Source organism: Ensifer sp. Root1252 (assembly GCF_001425885.1).
Taxonomy (GTDB): Bacteria; Pseudomonadota; Alphaproteobacteria; order Rhizobiales; family Rhizobiaceae; genus Ensifer; species Ensifer canadensis.
On sequence record NZ_LMDT01000001.1, the window covers coordinates 622,263 to 638,859 of the forward strand.

The following is a 16,597-nucleotide window of genomic DNA, read 5'->3' on the forward strand; positions in this document are numbered from 1 at the left end:
GCAAGGGGCGAGGGACACGAGGCCCGGCCGGTTTCCGGCCGGGCTTTTCGACGTCTGGCGCTCATCACCTTCATCCGAATTGCCGGTTCCCATCCGCTTACCCCATTGACGCCGCGTCGCTGCCGGGCTCCAAAAGCAGCAACGCAAATCGCATGGGAAGGTAGACCGTCATGGATCTCGGCATCACAGGCAAGAAGGCGCTCGTGCTCGGCGGCAGCAAGGGGCTTGGACGCGGCATCGCCGAAGCACTCGCGGCTGAAGGCGTTGCCGTCGCGGTGACCGGTCGCGACGCAACTACGGCCGAAAAGGTCGCAGCAGAGCTCAGTTCGAGCGCCCGCGGTTTTGCGCTCGATCTTTCCAAGCCCGAAAGCCTCGACGCGCTGCTCGATCGGCTCGCCGCCGATTTCGGCGCGATCGACATTCTCATCCTGAATGGCGGCGGGCCGCCGCCGTCGCTTGCGTCCACCATCGAGCCGGAGTTCTGGCGGACGCAGTTCGAGACCATGGTGCTCGCCGGCATGCGCATCACCGGCCGGGTTCTGCCCGGCATGAGGGAGCGCGGTTTCGGCCGCATCATTGCCGTCGCTTCGACCAGCATCCGCGAGCCGATCCCGGGCCTGACCGCCTCCAACGCGCTTCGAAGCGCTGTTGCCGGCTGGCTGAAGACGCTGGCCGGCGAAGTCGCCGCCGACGGCGTGACCGTCAACATGCTGTTGCCGGGGCGGCTTGCGACCGACCGCACCTTGGGCTTCGACCGCATGGACGCCGAGAACGAAGGCGTCGATATCGCCACGGTTGCCGCGCGCAGCCAGGCGGATATTCCAATCGGCCGCTATGGAACGCCGGCGGAATTCGGCGCTGCCGCCGCATTTCTCGCGGGCCGGCCCGCGGCCTATGTCACGGGCGTGGCACTTCCCGTCGACGGCGGTCTCAGCCGATCGATGCTCTGAGTTGCCGCGTCAGTCCGCCCTGCCCCTCCCTTGAAAATACAAGCGACCGGCTCAAGGCGGTCATTTATTATTGCATCGTGCGTCAGACATGGCGTTCAGAAGCTTCAATTTCGCAGGTGAACTTCACCGCAAATTGATGCTGGTTTCAGGGGTTATGCAGTAAAACCTGCAGCCGGGCGCCGTTTGCCCGGCTGACCATACGACTGGCCAAACGACTGGCTAAACGACTGGAATGACCCCCATGAACTCACCATCGACCGGGTGGCTGCTCGGGATTGCACTCTTCGCCTCAGCCCTTCTTCCCGCCGCTGCAGGAGCCGCCATGCTTGAAAAGGAAATGATTGCCGCAGCTTCGGCCGGCAACGCCGCCGAACTGCGCGAATTGATCAAGCGCGGAGCAACGCTCGACGCGCGTGACGCAAGCGGCGCGACCGCTCTGCTCGTCGCCACACACGAAAACCGCATCGACGCTGCCCGCGCGCTCATCGAAGCCGGCGCGGATGTCAATGCGAAGGACAAGATCGAGGACAGTCCCTACCTCTATGCTGGCGCGCGCGGCCATCTCGAAATCCTGAAGCTGACGCTTGCCAACGGCGCCGACCTCAAAAGCACCAACCGTTACGGCGGCACGGCGCTGATCCCTGCGGCAGAACGCGGCCACGTCGAAACGGTGAAGACGCTGATCGAGGCGGGCGTCGATGTCGATCACGTCAACCGGCTGGGCTGGACGGCGCTGATCGAAGCCATCATTCTCGGCACCGGCGGCGAAAAGCATACGGAGATCGTGCGATTGCTGATCGACGCGGGCGCGAACGTCAATCTTGCCGATGGCGAGGGCGTGAGCCCATTGAGCCACGCCCGGCAGCGCGGCTATGGCCGGATTGAAAAGCTGCTTACCGCCGCCGGCGCCCGTTGAAATCGGAGGGGACATGAAGCAGGAAAGACGCTTTCTCGGCGAGGCTGTCGCCCTTGCCCGCGCCAATGTCGAAAAAGGTGGCCGTCCCTTCGGCGCGGTTGCCGTTCGCAACGGCGAGGTTATCGCCAGCGGCGTCAACGAGATGCTTGAAACCGGCGATCCGACATCGCATGCCGAGATGAATGCCCTTCGCCTGGCGGCAAAGCGCCTCGGGTCTCCCCGTCTTGAAGGCGTTGCGATCTATGCCAGCGGCCAACCCTGCCCGATGTGCATTGCGGCCATGCGCATGGCCGGCATCACCGAGATCGCCTACGCCCACTCGAATGCCGACGCCGAACCCTACGGGCTGTCGACGGCGGCAGTCTATGCCGAACTGGCAAAACCCCTTGGCGAACAGTCGATGCGCTTTCGCCATGTGCCGGTCGACGATAACGACCTGGCACCGCTCTATGCGGAATGGCAGCATCGTCAAAAAGAGGGCTGACAAGCGGCCGGCACCGGTCAAGCCCAGCCACAGCTTGGGCAGCCCCCTGCGGCGGCCACTGCCAGCGCCGGCCGGTGGTGCCTCCGACGGGCGGACGGGCACGGCAAAGGCAGTGAGGCGCCGGAACAACCCGCCTGCTCACGCCGACCGACGGTGTCTCGACAACCAGAGCCCTTGCCGAACACACGCGGCGAGTGTAATCGCGAAGGTGAGATTGCCCTCTCCTCCCTGCCGCCCAGCGTTCCTCGGAGAACGTCGGCGGCCCAGCCCGCGGGTGCTGCGATGAATGCCTTTTCCGAACGCACGGGCCGCCTGGTGGCGCTGCTTCTCATCGCCGGCTCCGGCGTGGTGACGATCGCCAAGGGCATGAGCCTGACCTTCCTCGCGATCCGCCTGCAGCGGGATTTTGGCCTTACCCCGGCAGGTATCGGCGTCCTGATTGGCGCGGGCCCCCTGCTCGGCGCGATCATCAGCCCGTTTGCCGGCAGCCTGTCCGATCGCATCGGCCGAACGGGTGTGCTGACCATAGCGCTCTTCATGGCCGGACTGGCGCTGGCGGGGCTCGGGCTGGCGCACTCGATCGCCGCCTTCGCGCTGGCGCATATCGTCTCTGCGGTTGCCGCCGCCGTCTATGAACCGGTTTCGCGCGCATTGATGAGCGATGCCGCGCCAGCGCATCTGCGCCTGCGGGTATTCTCCTGGCGCTATCTGGCGATCAATGCCGGCTGGGCCGTCGGGCCGTTGATCGGCGTCTGGGTCGGCGCTGCCTATTCGACCCTATTCATCATTGCCGGCATCATGCATGCGGCCTTCGGCCTCGTGCTGTTCTTCACCGTGCCGGAAGCGAGCAACAGACGGGCGGTCGAGACGGGACCGGGGTCCAACACCACGGGCGGCTGGCGCGGGCTTGTCGCTGCCTTGCGCGACCGCCGACTGATCTTCTTCGTCATCGGCGGCACCCTGCTTTTGGCCGTTCATGGTCAATGGTCGGTGACATTGTCGCAATATCTCAACACCGGCTTCGAGGATGGCGTCACCCTGTTCGCGCTGCTGGTTTCGACCAACGCAGCAACGGTGCTCGTCGCCAGCACGCCCGCCCGCTTCGTCATTGAAAGGATCGGCGCGCTCAAGGCGCTGTCGCTCGGCTGCCTGCTGTTCCTGCTTGGTGAAATCGGCTTTGCAGCCTCGTCCGGCGTCGAAATGCTGGTCGCCTCGATGATCCTCTTCACCATCGGCGAGGTGCTCGTCGTGCCCTCGGAATATGTGCTGGTCGACGGCAGGATGCCGGCAATCGCGGCACCTATTTCGGCGCCCATTCACTGTCCACCGTCGGCAATTTCCTTGGGCCGCTCATCGGCGGCCTTGCACTCGGCGCAAGCGGCGGCGCCGGCATGTTCCTGCTGTTCGCGCTGCTTTCAGCGGCAAGCGCGCTCCTGTTTGCAATCGGCCATTCCATGCCGCCGCCCCGCCCGCAGGCGGCACGCACCGATGCGCTCGATGGCAGCGCCGTCGGCCGAGATCTCATGCGCTTCGGTCAATTCGCCTAGGGCCGGAGGCAGCATTGCCCCACGCAGGGGTGGTATTCGTGTTCACAATCATCATGCTTGGGCTCATCGATCGCCTCCCTGGTGCGACACGAGATCGCCGCAGGGCAGCGCTGCCGCCGCTTTTTCTTGCCAACCGGAAGCGCTACCATCGCCTCGTCTGCGTGATCACCGTCACCATTTCGTCACTGGCACAGCCTAAGCACCGCGTCGAAACAGGAGTGAATACAAGATCATGACCACCGCCACCGAACAAACCGTCCTCAAGCGATCGATCGCCGCCACCATCGTCGTCGGCGCGACAGGCGTGCTGTTCGGCCTGTTGTCCGGATCGGTGTCGATCGTGTTCGACGGGGTGTTTTCCGTCGTCGACGCCGCCATGACGCTGCTGGCGCTGGGAGTGACGCGGCTGATCCCACGGGAAAGCAGCCGCTTTCAAATGGGCTTCTGGCATATCGAGCCGATGGTCCTGCTGTTAAACGCCGGCCTACTCACGACGCTCTCCTTCTACGCCCTTATCAACGCCGTCGACTCGCTGCTGTCGGGCGGCCGCGAACTCGCCTTCGACTGGGCGATCGCCTATGCCGCCGTCGTCGTCGTCATCTGCATCGTGATGTTCATCTACGGGCGGCGGGCGAACCGCACGATCGGCTCGGAATTCCTGGCGTTGGATGTGCGTGCCTGGGCGATGTCGGGCACGATTACCGCAGCCCTGCTTGTTGCTTTCGTGGTCGCCGCGATGCTGAAGGGCACCGCCTATGAAGACTGGACGCCCTATGCCGACCCGGCAATTCTGGTGGTTCTGACACTTTGCCTGATCCCGCTTCCGCTGAAGACCGTCTATGCCGCGCTGAAGGAAATCTTCCTAGTCGCCCCGGCGGAACTGGACGAGAAAGTGCGCGAGGCAGCGCGCAATGCCGCCAGCCGCCACGGCTTTGCCGATTATCGCACATACGTCGCCAAGGTCGGCAGGGCCCGGCTGATCGAGATCTACCTGATCGGATCGGCCGAAACCCGGGTGGATACGCTTGCGAGCCTCGATGCGATCCGCGCCGAGATCGGCGCGGAAATCGGCGAGGCCGGGCGCGATCGCTGGCTGACGATCGCCTTTACCGGCGACGTGAAATGGGCGCAGTAGCGCCCACTGCCGGCGTGCCGCCCGAAATCATCCGCCTTTAACGAACGTTCGAGCGACGACCTGCCGACGGGGTCGTCAGATCGATCCGGCGCGTTATGCCGATCGCCTCCAGAAACGCCTCGTCGTGGCTGACGACGATGAGCGCCCCGTCGAAAGCCCGCAGTCCCGCCTCCACCGTCTCGATGGAATCGATATCGAGATGGTTGGTCGGCTCGTCGAGAATCAGGAGATCAGGCGGGCTCTCGCCGCCAAGCACGCAGGCGAGCCCCGCACGCAGCATCTGCCCGCCACTCAGGCTGGAGACGCGCTGCAGTGCCGCGTCGGCGCGGAACATGAACCGCGCGAGCGCCGCCCGACAGGCGTTTTCGCCGGCGCCGGGATGGAGCCGGCGGAAGTTGTCGCGGATCGACACCTGCGGATCGAGCAGGCTCACCTGTTGATCCAGAATGGCAAAGTCCGTCAGAACCCGAACCTGACCCGACCAGGGAGCAAGCTTGCCTGACATCAGCGACAGAAACGTCGTCTTGCCTGAACCGTTGCGGCCGGTGATCGCCACCCGCTCCGGCCCGGCAATCGTCAGCGACAGATTGGCGAGCACCGGACGGTCCGGGATATAACCGGCGCTGACATCATCGACCTGAAGAACGGCACGGCCGGGCGGCAGCCCGGTCGAAGGCAGCCGGACCGAAAACGGCTGGAGGATCTCGATGCGTTCGCGGGCGGCGGCAAGATCGCCGAGCGCCTGATCGCGTCGCCGCTCGGAAAGCCGCGCGTTGTCGCCCGCCGTCTTTTCGCTGCGCTCCTTCTTCGCATCGAGCAGCAGAAGCGGCTCGTCACCTTTGGCGCGCTTTCTGCGGCCGGCGCTATCCTTTCGGGCCTTGCGCTCCGCGAGCTCCTGCGTCTTGCGGTCGACCTCCGCAAGGCGTCGTTCCGCGTCGGCAAGATCGTGCCGGGCCGATGCGAGTTCGATCGCCTTGCGCTCGCGATAGTGGCTCCAGTTGCCGCCGTAGCTGGTGGCGCCGAGAGAGGTGAGTTCGACGATCACATCCATCGTGTCGAGAAGCTCGCGATCGTGGCTCACGACGATGGCGCCGCCACGCCAGTTCGCCATCAGCTCGATCACTGCCTCGCGCCCGGCGCGGTCGAGATTGTTGGTGGGTTCGTCGAGCAGGATGAAATCGGGATCGGCAAAGACCAATGCCGCCAGCTTGGCACGGGTCAGCTGCCCGCCGGATAGCGATGAGAGCGGCGTCTGCGCTTCTGCCTCCAGCCCGAGGCGAGCGAGCGCTGCGGCCAGTCGCGCCTCCAGCGTCCAGTCGGCAATCGACAGCTCGTCGATGCTGGCGGTGCCTTCCTCCGCTCGGCGTAGAAGCGCCAGCGCATCGGCAATGCCGAAGAGGTCGGCGACGCTCTCCTGTTCGGCGACCTGCACCGTCTGGCGCAGGATGCCGAGGCTGCCGTCGACCGAGACTGTGCCGGCCTGCGGCTGGAGTGTTCCCGCAATCAGCTTCAGCAGCGTGCTTTTGCCGACGCCATTGCGCCCGACAAGGCCAGAGCGCGCCGGGCCGAACGTCAGGCTCAGGTCGGAAAAGAGGCTGCGGCCGTCAGGCGTTGACCAGGTGAGATGGGAGAGCGAGATCGAAACAGGCATGGATACGGATTTCCCTGATGGCAAAAAGAGTGGGCTTTGCTGTCAGGTGGAAATCCATCGATGCGTGTATCCTGTGGTAATTTCTATCGATGCAAAGATAACATCGATCGTGTTTTCTTCAAGGCAAGGATGCCATAGCCGCTCGCCGCGAACCGTGAGCACTTGGTCGCCGCTCAGTCTGGAAACATCCTTGGCGCCCGTGCAACCGGCATTCTGCTTGCTTTGAAGCCAGATCCGGCCGCGTTCGGCACTGATCGATTGGAGATGGTATTGGAACACAGTGTGGGCGGCACACGAGCGTGGTCGCCCGGTCTGGAGCAGATGGTGCCGCCTTTGGACGATTACCAGACGAGACCGTTCAGCGTGATCAGCGCGATCACCAGCAGGGACAGGATGAGCGACATCTTGATTGCGGCAAGCGCGTAGTCATAGCGGCGAATATGCATTGCAAAGGTATGAAGCATGGCATTCTCCCTGGCGTCGAAATGCCCGACGGCCGTTGGGGCCGGGCCACGCGATCGCCTGCGTGTCATCTTATGAGGTGCGGGAGGCCCGCGCGGAAATCTGGAGCGGCATCCGCGACGCGTTTTGGCTGCTGAGGACGGCAGATCCGAAGGTCGACAGCTATTGGACCAGGGGCAGCCGACTTTCGACACGGCTGTGGTGCAAGTCCATGAGTCGGGCCAGGATTGCCTCGCCCTCTTCGCGATCAAGCGCCGGGTATCGCACCCGGACGGCATCCCGAAAAACATCGGCAACCATCGGGAATTCCTCGGGAAGGATCGGTCGCCCACGAAATCCGTCGATGGGGTGCATCACGCGATCTCCTCAGTTGGGGCGAAAGCGTAACGATCTCTCAGCCACCGACGCCCGTTCGATCGGTCGATGATGGATGCACTATGCGCCTTCGGCAGTGAGATACCAAGGGATATTCGCCGCTAGAAAGGGAACGCGGCCAGGCGCGCCATCTGGATCGGGTGATCTGCTGCCGGCGCGCAAGGATCGCCGAACGCCCCTCCAGGCGTGCGCCGCCACGGCTGCAATTGTGGCGTTCGGCCAGACACGTTGCGCCCGATGAAACGCTCAAGTAGGGTCGCTGCAACCGCGTCCCTCCGCCGGCGAATCCGTCGAAAGGGATGCTGTTGAACACCATGGCTGAACCGGAAAGAACTCCGGTTAAGAAGGCGGCCGCAAGGCTGGGACGCAATGACACTGTCGGGCAAACGCATTCTCCTGATCATCTCCGGCGGCATTGCGGCCTATAAGAGCCTGGACCTTATCCGCCGGCTGCGCGAGCGCGGCGCCAGCGTCCGGCCAGTCATGACATCAGGTGCGCAACAGTTCGTGACACCGCTTGCCGTCGGCGCGCTTTCCGCCTCGCATGTCTATCTCGAGCTGTTTTCGCGCGAGGACGAACAGGATGTCGGCCATATCCGGCTGGCGCGCGAATGCGATCTGATCGTCGTCGCCCCTGTTACCGCCGACCTGATGGCGAAGATGGCGAACGGTCATGCCGACGATCTCGCCTCGACCATCCTGCTGGCCACCGACCGTCCGGTGCTGGTCGCGCCGGCGATGAACCCGAAGATGTGGGCGCACCCGGCAACCCGGCGCAACCGCGCGACGCTCGCCGCCGACGGCATCCATTTCATCGGCCCTGAAGCCGGCGAAATGGCGGAGAGCGGCGAGGCCGGAGAAGGACGGATGAGCGAGCCGCTGGCGATCGTCGCTGCCGTCGAAAACCTGCTTGCAGGCGGCGCGAAGCCACTTGCCGGACGCAAGGCGGTCGTCACATCCGGCCCGACGCATGAGCCGATCGACCCGGTGCGCTACATCGCCAACCGCTCGTCGGGCAAGCAGGGCCACGCCATTGCCGCGGCGCTCGCCAGGCTCGGCGCGGATGTGACGCTGGTGTCCGGCCCTGTGACGATCCCCGATCCCACAGGTGTCAACGTGATCCATGTCGAGCGCGCCGAGGAAATGCGCGATGCAGTGCTTGCCGCCCTTCCCGCCGACGTTGCGGTGATGGTCGCGGCCGTTGCCGACTGGCGGGTGGCAAGTGCGGCCGGCAACAAGATCAAGAAGAAGCCGGGCGAAGCGCCGCCACCGCTTCAATTGGCCGAGAACCCGGACATCCTCAAGACGGTCGGCCACCATGCAAACCGGCCGAAGCTGGTCGTCGGCTTTGCCGCCGAGACGGAGAACGTCGCCGACAACGGCCGCTCGAAGCTCGAGCGCAAGGGTGCCGATTACATTCTCGCCAACGACGTCTCGCCGGCAACCGGCATCATGGGTGGCGATCGCAACCGGGTGAAGCTGATCTCGGCCGACGGCAACGACGACTGGCCGGAGATGGACAAGGAAGCGGTTGCCGAAAAATTGGCGGCGCTGATTGCGGCTGAGCTGGAGCGAAGAGAACAGGGTTGATCAATCGCCGTACCTGGCCAAAAAGCCCCTCACCCTAACCCTCTCCCCGCAGGCGGGGCGAGGGAACGTGCCCTGTGTGGATGAAGCATCCGCAGCAAAAGGAACGCGCGAGTGCGGCGTATCCCTTCTCCCCGTGAAAACGGGGAGAAGGTGGCGGCAGCCGAATGAGGGGCCGCTCACTGCCCACCGATATGCTGAAAGCCTCAGGCCGAACGGTGCTTGCGTACCGGCGCGCCCTGCGTCGAGAACAGCCTGACATCGACGCCGTTTTCGCCGACGATCACGGCCGTGCCGTCAGGAATTTCGACCCAGGCGCCGTCGTCGTCGTTGAGCGGTTCGGAGACAAGACAGTAACCGCCGCTCGGGCCCATGGGTGCTGCGTAGAGCGTCGGCGCCTTCCAGTCGGAGGCATAGCGCACCGCATAAAGATCGTTGCCGTCAGAGAAGGCGGCGGTGAAGCGCACCAGAACCTGGCGCTCCAGATGTTCGGCAAGCTGTTCGATGAAGGCCAGCGCTTCGGCGATCGCGCCGAGCGGATTGTGGTCGAGACCAAACTGCATGGCGAGCAGGAACAGGAGTTCGGAATCCGTCGTGCCGGTGCGGGCCGAATAGAGGTCGTTGTCGAGCATGCTCTCCATCGGCCGGCGCAGATGTTCGAAGTCGCCGATCTGGCCGTTGTGCATGAAGGACCAGCGCCCGAAGACGAAGGGATGGCAGTTGTCGCGCCGGGTGCCGCCACCGGTCGACGCCCGCACATGGGCGAGGAACAGCGGCGAGCGGATCTGGCGGGCAATGCTCTTCAGATTGCAGTCGGACCAGGCGGGGAGAATGTCGCGGTAGCGCCCAGGTTCCGGATGGTCGCCGTACCAGGCAATGCCGAAGCCGTCGCCGTTGGTCGCCGTCTTTGCCCGCGTGGCGCAATGGGACTGCTCGATCAGCGAGTGCGCCGGAGAGGTCACCAGTTCCTCGAGATAGAGCGGCTCCCCGCGATAGGCTGCCCAGCGGCACATGCTGAAATCACTCCGGTTTCGCACCGTTCATACGGATGCGATTCGTTAACCATGAGCGATGTTCCGACGAAACATGGTAAAAATGCGTTAACAAATTCATCCAGGCTCTGCCGGGACCGTATTCTCGGCCACCCGATCGCGCTGTCTCGACAGAAACATCAACCAAGGCGCCTCCATAGACCTCCAATATATTTTCGAACAAATATTCCATGTTGACAAATCTTGCACATTTCATTTCATTCCGAGCCACGACACGGTCGTTGACCCCGGAGGAATGGCATGAGCAGCAAGAAGAAACTGGGTGTGGGCCTGATTGGCACGGGCTTCATGGGCAAGGCGCATGCGCTCGGCTTTACCATCGCCGCGCGGGTGTTCGATCTGCCCTTCGAGCTTGACCTGGTTTCGGTTGCCGATGTGACCACCGAAAGCGCGGAAAACGCCCGCCGGCGTCTCGGCTTTCGCAAGGCGACGGCGGACTGGCGCGAACTTTTGACCGACCCCGACATCGACATCATCGACATTACCACGCCGAACCTTCTGCACAAGGAGATGGCGTTGGCGGCCATTGCCCATGGCAAACATGTCTATTGCGAAAAGCCGCTGGCGCCGATGGTCACTGACTGCGCCGAAATGGTCGCGGCTGCGGAAAAGGCCGGCGTCACGACCCAGGTCGGTTTCAACTACCTGAAAAACCCGCTGATCTTCCTCGCCAAGGACATCATCGAGAGCGGCGAGATCGGCGAGATCCGCTCCATGCGCGGCGTCCATGCCGAAGACTTCATGGCCGATGCCTCGGTGCCGTGGGGCTGGCGGCTGAACCCGGCCAGCGGCGGCGGCGCGCTTGCCGATATCGGCAGCCACATCATCGCCTCCATGCGTCACCTCGTCGGGCCGATCAAATCGGTGCTTGCCGAAACCATCATCCAGATCCCTGAGCGCCCCGTCTCTGCCGGCGCCAGCGAGATGCGCGCCGTCGAGGTCGACGACATCACCCGCGCCTTCGTGCGCTTCGAAAACGGCGCGACCGGCAGCTTCGAGGCCAACTGGATCGCCACCGGCCGCAAGATGCAGCACGATTTCGAGATCTACGGCTCCAAGGGCAGCATCGTCTTCACGCAGGAGCGCCTGAACGAGATCCGCGTCTACTCCACCGGCGACGATATTCGCAGCCGCGGCTTCCGCACCATCTGGGCCGGGCCCGAGCATCCGCCCTACGGCGCCTTCTGCGTGGCACCCGGCCACCAGATCGGCTTCAATGATCTGAAGGCCATCGAGGTGAACGAGTTCCTTGAGGCGATCGCCAAGGGCAAACCGCCATCGACCGATTTCCGCGAGGGTTATGAGGTGCAGAAGGTGCTCTCGGCCACCTATCAATCGGCAAAGACCAACGAATGGGTCCAGATCGGCTGACGAAAAGTCGGAATGGAAAAGGCGGCAAAAAATGGAATGCCTGTTCTATCCCAGCCGCCGCTATTCGATTAGTGTGAGGTCACTAGAGAACACGGGTCAGACTGGAGACAGACAAGAATGGCAACGCCTGAAACGACGACGGAGGTCCCGCAGGATTTCGAAGCGCTGAAGGCGGTCATTCTGGAGCGAAAGGCGCAGCTGCCGAAACGGTTGAAGCAGGTGGCCGCCTATTCGCTTGACAATCCCGACGAGATTGCCTTCGGCACCGCCGCAAGCATCGCCACCTCGGCCGACGTCCAGCCGTCGACCCTGGTGCGCTTTGCCCAGCACTTCGGCTTCGAGGGCTTCTCCAGCCTGCAACAGATTTTCCGCGCCCGCCTGCGCGAGCGCACGCCTGGCTACGAAGACCGGCTGAAGGCACTGAGCGAGAACGAACACAGCAAGCTCGAGAGCGGCTCGATCTTCAACGGCTTCGTCGCCGCCGCCCACCGCTCGCTCGACAACATCGCAACCTCGGTCGACCCGGAAGCCTTTGAGCGCGCGGTCGACATCCTCGCCAAGGCCGAGACGGTCTATCTGATCGCCAAGCGCCGCTCCTATCCGATCTCCAGCTACATGGCCTATGCCTTCGGCAAGCTGAAGGTGAAATACCAGCTGGTCGGCACGGCCGCCGGCATCGATGACGACATGCTGGCGATGGCTGGCAAGAACGATGCCGCGTTTGCCGTCAGCTTCTCGCCTTACGCCTCCGAAAGCGCCACCCAGGCGCGGCTGCTTGCCGAGCGCAAGGTGCCGGTGGTGTCGCTGACCGACTCGGCGTTCTCGCCGCTGGCGGAATCTTCCAAGGTCTGGTTCGAACTGGTCGAGGCGGATCACGCCGGCTTCCGCTCGCTTTCCGCCAGCATGGCCTTCGCCATGGCGCTGACAGTCGCCATTGCCGAGAAGCGTCGCCGCCTGCTTGAAGAGACGAGGACGGAATAGAACGGATAGAATGAAAATTCTATATTGACGAAACGCCGGAATTTATGTTTCATACCTGCATCACCCACAGAACGAGAATGGTCGGGGCCGCAAAGGCGTCCGCGGGGAGGAAGCAGTGAGCCAGAACGTTTCGCCACAGGGAGCAAAGCCGCTCGACCTCATCACCATAGGCCGGGCATCGGTCGACCTCTATGGCCAGCAGATCGGCACCCGGCTTGAGGACGTTGCGAGCTTTGCCAAATCGGTCGGCGGCTGCCCCTGCAACATCTCCGTCGGCACCGCGCGGCTCGGGTTGAAGTCGGCGCTTTTGACCCGCGTCGGCGACGAGCAGATGGGCCGTTTCATTCGTGAGCAGCTGACCCGCGAAGGCGTCGAGACCCGCGGCATGGTAACCGACCCGGAGCGCCTGACGGCGCTCGCCATCCTCGCCGTCGAGAACGACAAGTCCTTTCCGCTGCTGTTCTACCGCGACAACTGCGCCGACAATGCGCTGTGCGAAGACGACGTTTCTGAAGACTTCATTCGTTCGGCGCGGGCCATCCTGGTTTCCGGCACGCACTTTTCCAAGCCCAACACCGATGCGGCGCAGCGCAAGGCGATGCGTATCGCCAAGGAAAACGGCGCGAAGATCGTCTTCGACATCGACTACCGCCCGAACCTCTGGGGCCTTGCCGGCCATGATGCCGGCGAAAGCCGCTACATCGCCTCCGACCGCGTCTCGGCCCATCTGAAGACAGTTCTCGCCGACTGCGACCTGATCGTCGGCACCGAGGAAGAAGTGTTGATCGCGTCGGGCGAAAGCGACCTGCTGCAAGCGCTGAAGACGATCCGGGCGCTGTCCACGGCGACGATCGTCCTGAAGCGCGGCCCGATGGGCTGTATCGTCTATGACGGTCCGATTTCCGATAACCTCGAAGACGGCATCGTCGGCAAGGGTTTCCCGATCGAAGTCTACAATGTGCTCGGCGCCGGAGACGCCTTCATGTCCGGCTTCCTGCGCGGCTGGCTGAAGAACGAACCGCATGCGACCTCCGCGACCTGGGCCAACGCCTGCGGCGCCTTTGCCGTCTCCCGCCTGCTCTGCGCGCCTGAGATCCCGACCTGGACCGAGCTGCAGTTCTTCCTGGAGAAGGGCAGCAAGGAACGGGCGCTGCGCAAGGACGAGGCGATCAATCACGTGCATTGGGCGACCACGCGCCGCCGCGAAATCCCGCTGTTGATGGCGCTGGCGATCGACCATCGCAGCCAGCTGGAAGATGTGGCCGCCGGCAACCCGGAGCTACTTGCCCGCATCCCGGCCTTCAAGGTTCTGGCAGTCAAGGCGGCGGCACAGGTGGCGGCCGGCCGTTCCGGCTTCGGCATGTTGATCGACGACAAATACGGCCGCGACGCGCTTTATGCTGCCGGCGCCCACCGCGACTTCTGGATCGGCAAGCCGATCGAGCTTCCGGGCTCGCGGCCGCTGCAGTTCGAATTCAGCCAGGACCTCGGCAGCCGCCTGATCGACTGGCCGGTCGACCACTGCATCAAGGTGCTGTCCTTCTACCATCCGGACGACCCGGCCGAGATGAAAGCGACGCAGGTGGCCAAGCTGCGCTCGGCCTTCGAGGCGGCTCGCAAGGTCGGCCGCGAAATCCTGATCGAGATCATCGCCGGCAAACACGGCAAGCTCGACGACCAGACCATTCCGCGCGCGCTCAACGAGCTTTACGATGCCGGCCTCAAGCCCGACTGGTGGAAGCTCGAGCCGCAGGCAAGCCGCAGCGCCTGGGCAGCGATCGATGCGGTCATCGAAAAGCGCGATCCGCTCTGCCGCGGCGTCGTGCTGCTCGGCCTCGAAGCCCCCTACGAGGCGCTGAAGGACGGCTTTGCCGCGGCCCGCACATCGAAGACGGTCAAGGGTTTTGCCGTCGGCCGCACCATCTTTGCCGATGCCAGCAAGGCCTGGCTCGGCGGCACCATGACCGACGAGCAGGCGATCGCCGACATGGCCGGAAAATTCAAGGCGCTGGTGGATCTCTGGCTGCAACTGGGTGAAACAAAGGCGGCGTAGGATCGGCGGAGTCCTTAACTCGATTCCGATCTGAGAAATTATAAAGTCGGCGAAACGGGACGATTTCGCCACGAGGAGGAAACAGAGTATGAGCCAGAAGACCGTGCGCCTGACCATGGCACAGGCCGTGGCGCGGTTCCTGACCCGCCAGATGACCGTCATCGACGGCAACAAGGTACCGATCTTCGGCGGCGTCTTCGCCATCTTCGGCCATGGCAACGTCGCCGGCGTCGGCGAGGCGCTGCACGGCATCAAGGATACGCTGCCCACCTACCGCGCCCAGAACGAGCAGGGCATGGCCAATGCCGCGATCGCCTTTGCCAAGGCGAGCTTCCGCCGCCGCTTCATGGCCTGCACCACCTCGATCGGCCCCGGGGCGCTGAACATGGTGACGTCGGCAGCCCTTGCCCACGTCAACCGCCTGCCCGTTCTTTTCCTGCCCGGCGATGTCTTCGCCAATCGAAGGCCCGATCCGGTGCTGCAGCAGGTGGAAGGTTTTGCCGACGGCACGATCTCGGCCAACGACTGCTTCCGTCCGGTTTCGCGCTATTTCGACCGCATCACCCGGCCGGAGCAGATCATCCCGGCGCTGCGTCGCGCCATGCAGGTTTTGACGGATCCGGCCGATTGCGGCCCGGTCACGCTCTCGCTTTGCCAGGACGTGCAGGCGGAAGCCTATGACTATCCGGAAGCCTTCTTCGACGAGAAGGTCTGGTCTTCGCGCCGCATCGAGCCCGATGCCGATGAGCTCGCCTCTGCTATTGCTGCGCTGAAGGCAGCCGAGAAGCCGGTGATCGTCGCCGGCGGCGGCGTGCTCTATTCGGAAGCCAGCAAGGCGCTGGCCGCCTTCGCGGAAAAGCATGGCATTCCGGTTGTCGAGACCCAGGCCGGCAAGTCCTCCCTGCCGCACAGCCATCCGCTCAACATGGGTTCGGTCGGCGTCACCGGCACGTCAGCCTCCAACCAGCTGGCGGAAGCGGCCGACGTCGTGCTCGCCGTCGGCTCGCGGCTGCAGGACTTCACCACCGGCTCCTGGTCGCTGTTCAAGAACGAAGGGCTGAAGATCGTCGGCCTCAATGTCCAGCCGTTCGATGCGGCCAAGCATGAGGGGCTGCCGCTGGTCGCCGATGCGCGCATCGGCCTCGAACGCATTTCCGCCGGGCTCGGCAATCACAAGGCCGACACCGCCTGGACCGACAAGGCCAAGGCCGGCAAGGCCGAGTGGCTGAAGGCCGCCGACAAGGCGACGGCAACCACGAATGCGGCGCTGCCTTCGGACGCACAGGTCATCGGTGCGGTCCAGCGTGCACGCGGCGGAGCGGAGACGGTCCTCGTCTGTGCGGCAGGCGGGCTGCCCGGCGAGTTGCACAAGCTCTGGCAGGCGGAAACGCCCGGCGGCTACCACATGGAATACGGCTTCTCGACCATGGGCTATGAAGTCGCAGGCGGCCTCGGCGCCAAGCTCGCCCGCCCCGACAGCGACGTCATCGTCATGGTCGGCGACGGCAGCTACATGATGCTGAATTCAGAGATCGCCTCGTCGATCATGCTCGGCGCCAAGATCACCATCGTGCTGCTCGACAATGCCGGCTACGGCTGCATCAACCGGCTGCAGATGGCAACCGGCGGTGCCAACTTCAACAACCTCTTGCGCGACACGCACCATGTCGAGCTGCCGGTGATCGATTTCGCTGCGCACGCCGCGGCGATGGGCGCGCTCACCCGCAAGGTCGGCTCGATTTCCGAACTGGAATCGGCGCTGAAGGAAACGGCAGGCGAAGCCCGCACGACCGTGATCGTCATCGACACCGATCCGCTGATCACCACCGACGAAGGCGGCCATTGGTGGGATGTCGCAGTCCCCGAGGTTTCCAACCGTACGGAAGTCAACGAGGCCCGCAAGGGCTACGAGAAGGCGCTGACCTCCCAGCGCTTTGGCTGAGATTGCCCTTTCGGCGCCCGCGTTGTCCACGTGGGCGCCGTTGCGCATTTATGCCCCTCACCCTAACCGTCTCCCCGCCTGCGGGGAGAGG

Annotated in this window: 13 protein-coding genes; 10 read left to right on the top strand and 3 right to left on the bottom strand. The window is 64.0% G+C overall.

The features are described from left to right. Window positions 1-170: 170 nt before the first annotated feature. The 5 genes from ASD02_RS03040 to ASD02_RS03060 all read left to right on the top strand — a co-directional run bounded on the left by ASD02_RS03040 (window position 171) and on the right by ASD02_RS03060 (window position 5,032). Complete coding sequence (locus ASD02_RS03040) at window positions 171-950, top strand: SDR family oxidoreductase (RefSeq protein WP_025425654.1); 780 nt, start codon at window positions 171-173, stop codon at window positions 948-950. Window positions 951-1,272: 322 nt separating this feature from the next. Further along, window positions 1,273-1,866, top strand: a complete 594-nt coding sequence (locus ASD02_RS03045) for an ankyrin repeat domain-containing protein (protein WP_025425653.1) — start codon at window positions 1,273-1,275, stop codon at window positions 1,864-1,866. 13 nt (window positions 1,867-1,879) lie between these two features. After that, complete coding sequence (locus ASD02_RS03050) at window positions 1,880-2,350, top strand: nucleoside deaminase (RefSeq protein ID WP_025425652.1); 471 nt, start codon at window positions 1,880-1,882, stop codon at window positions 2,348-2,350. 282 nt (window positions 2,351-2,632) lie between these two features. Next, window positions 2,633-4,096 (top strand): MFS transporter, encoded by a 1,464-nt coding sequence (locus ASD02_RS03055; RefSeq protein WP_057204302.1) that lies wholly within the window; start codon window positions 2,633-2,635, stop codon window positions 4,094-4,096. A gap of 33 nt (window positions 4,097-4,129) precedes the next feature. Next, window positions 4,130-5,032, top strand: coding sequence for a cation transporter (locus ASD02_RS03060; protein ID WP_025425651.1), 903 nt, complete (start codon window positions 4,130-4,132; stop codon window positions 5,030-5,032). Window positions 5,033-5,069: 37 nt separating this feature from the next. On the opposite strand, the gene ASD02_RS03065 is transcribed toward ASD02_RS03060, so the two are convergent. After that, window positions 5,070-6,683: an ABC-F family ATP-binding cassette domain-containing protein gene (locus ASD02_RS03065; protein WP_025425650.1), complete on the bottom strand. Its 1,614-nt coding sequence runs from the start codon at window positions 6,681-6,683 to the stop codon at window positions 5,070-5,072. Between the two features lie 341 nt (window positions 6,684-7,024). Beyond that, window positions 7,025-7,147, bottom strand: coding sequence for a hypothetical protein (locus ASD02_RS40305; RefSeq protein WP_255569781.1), 123 nt, complete (start codon window positions 7,145-7,147; stop codon window positions 7,025-7,027). Between the two features lie 742 nt (window positions 7,148-7,889). Here ASD02_RS40305 and coaBC point away from each other — a divergent pair. Next, a complete protein-coding gene (gene coaBC / locus ASD02_RS03080) occupies window positions 7,890-9,110 on the top strand; it encodes a bifunctional phosphopantothenoylcysteine decarboxylase/phosphopantothenate--cysteine ligase CoaBC (protein ID WP_025425647.1) in 1,221 nt (406 codons plus the stop codon). Window positions 9,111-9,313: 203 nt separating this feature from the next. Here the strand turns inward: coaBC and ASD02_RS03085 are convergent, their stop codons facing one another. Beyond that, window positions 9,314-10,120, bottom strand: coding sequence for a class II glutamine amidotransferase (locus ASD02_RS03085; protein ID WP_025425646.1), 807 nt, complete (start codon window positions 10,118-10,120; stop codon window positions 9,314-9,316). A gap of 279 nt (window positions 10,121-10,399) precedes the next feature. On the opposite strand from ASD02_RS03085, the gene ASD02_RS03090 reads away from it, so the two are divergent. The 4 genes from ASD02_RS03090 (at window position 10,400) to iolD (ending at window position 16,506) form a co-directional block, all read left to right on the top strand. Next, entirely contained in the window at window positions 10,400-11,530 is a 1,131-nt protein-coding gene (locus ASD02_RS03090; RefSeq protein ID WP_025425645.1) for a Gfo/Idh/MocA family oxidoreductase, read from the top strand. Between the two features lie 117 nt (window positions 11,531-11,647). Beyond that, window positions 11,648-12,511: a MurR/RpiR family transcriptional regulator gene (locus tag ASD02_RS03095; RefSeq protein ID WP_025425644.1), complete on the top strand. Its 864-nt coding sequence runs from the start codon at window positions 11,648-11,650 to the stop codon at window positions 12,509-12,511. A gap of 115 nt (window positions 12,512-12,626) precedes the next feature. Beyond that, a complete protein-coding gene (gene iolC, locus ASD02_RS03100) occupies window positions 12,627-14,564 on the top strand; it encodes a 5-dehydro-2-deoxygluconokinase (RefSeq protein ID WP_025425643.1) in 1,938 nt (645 codons plus the stop codon). 88 nt (window positions 14,565-14,652) lie between these two features. Then, on the top strand, window positions 14,653-16,506 hold the full coding sequence (gene iolD / locus ASD02_RS03105) for a 3D-(3,5/4)-trihydroxycyclohexane-1,2-dione acylhydrolase (decyclizing) (RefSeq protein ID WP_025425642.1): 1,854 nt from the start codon (window positions 14,653-14,655) through the stop codon (window positions 16,504-16,506). Window positions 16,507-16,597 lie beyond the last annotated feature (91 nt).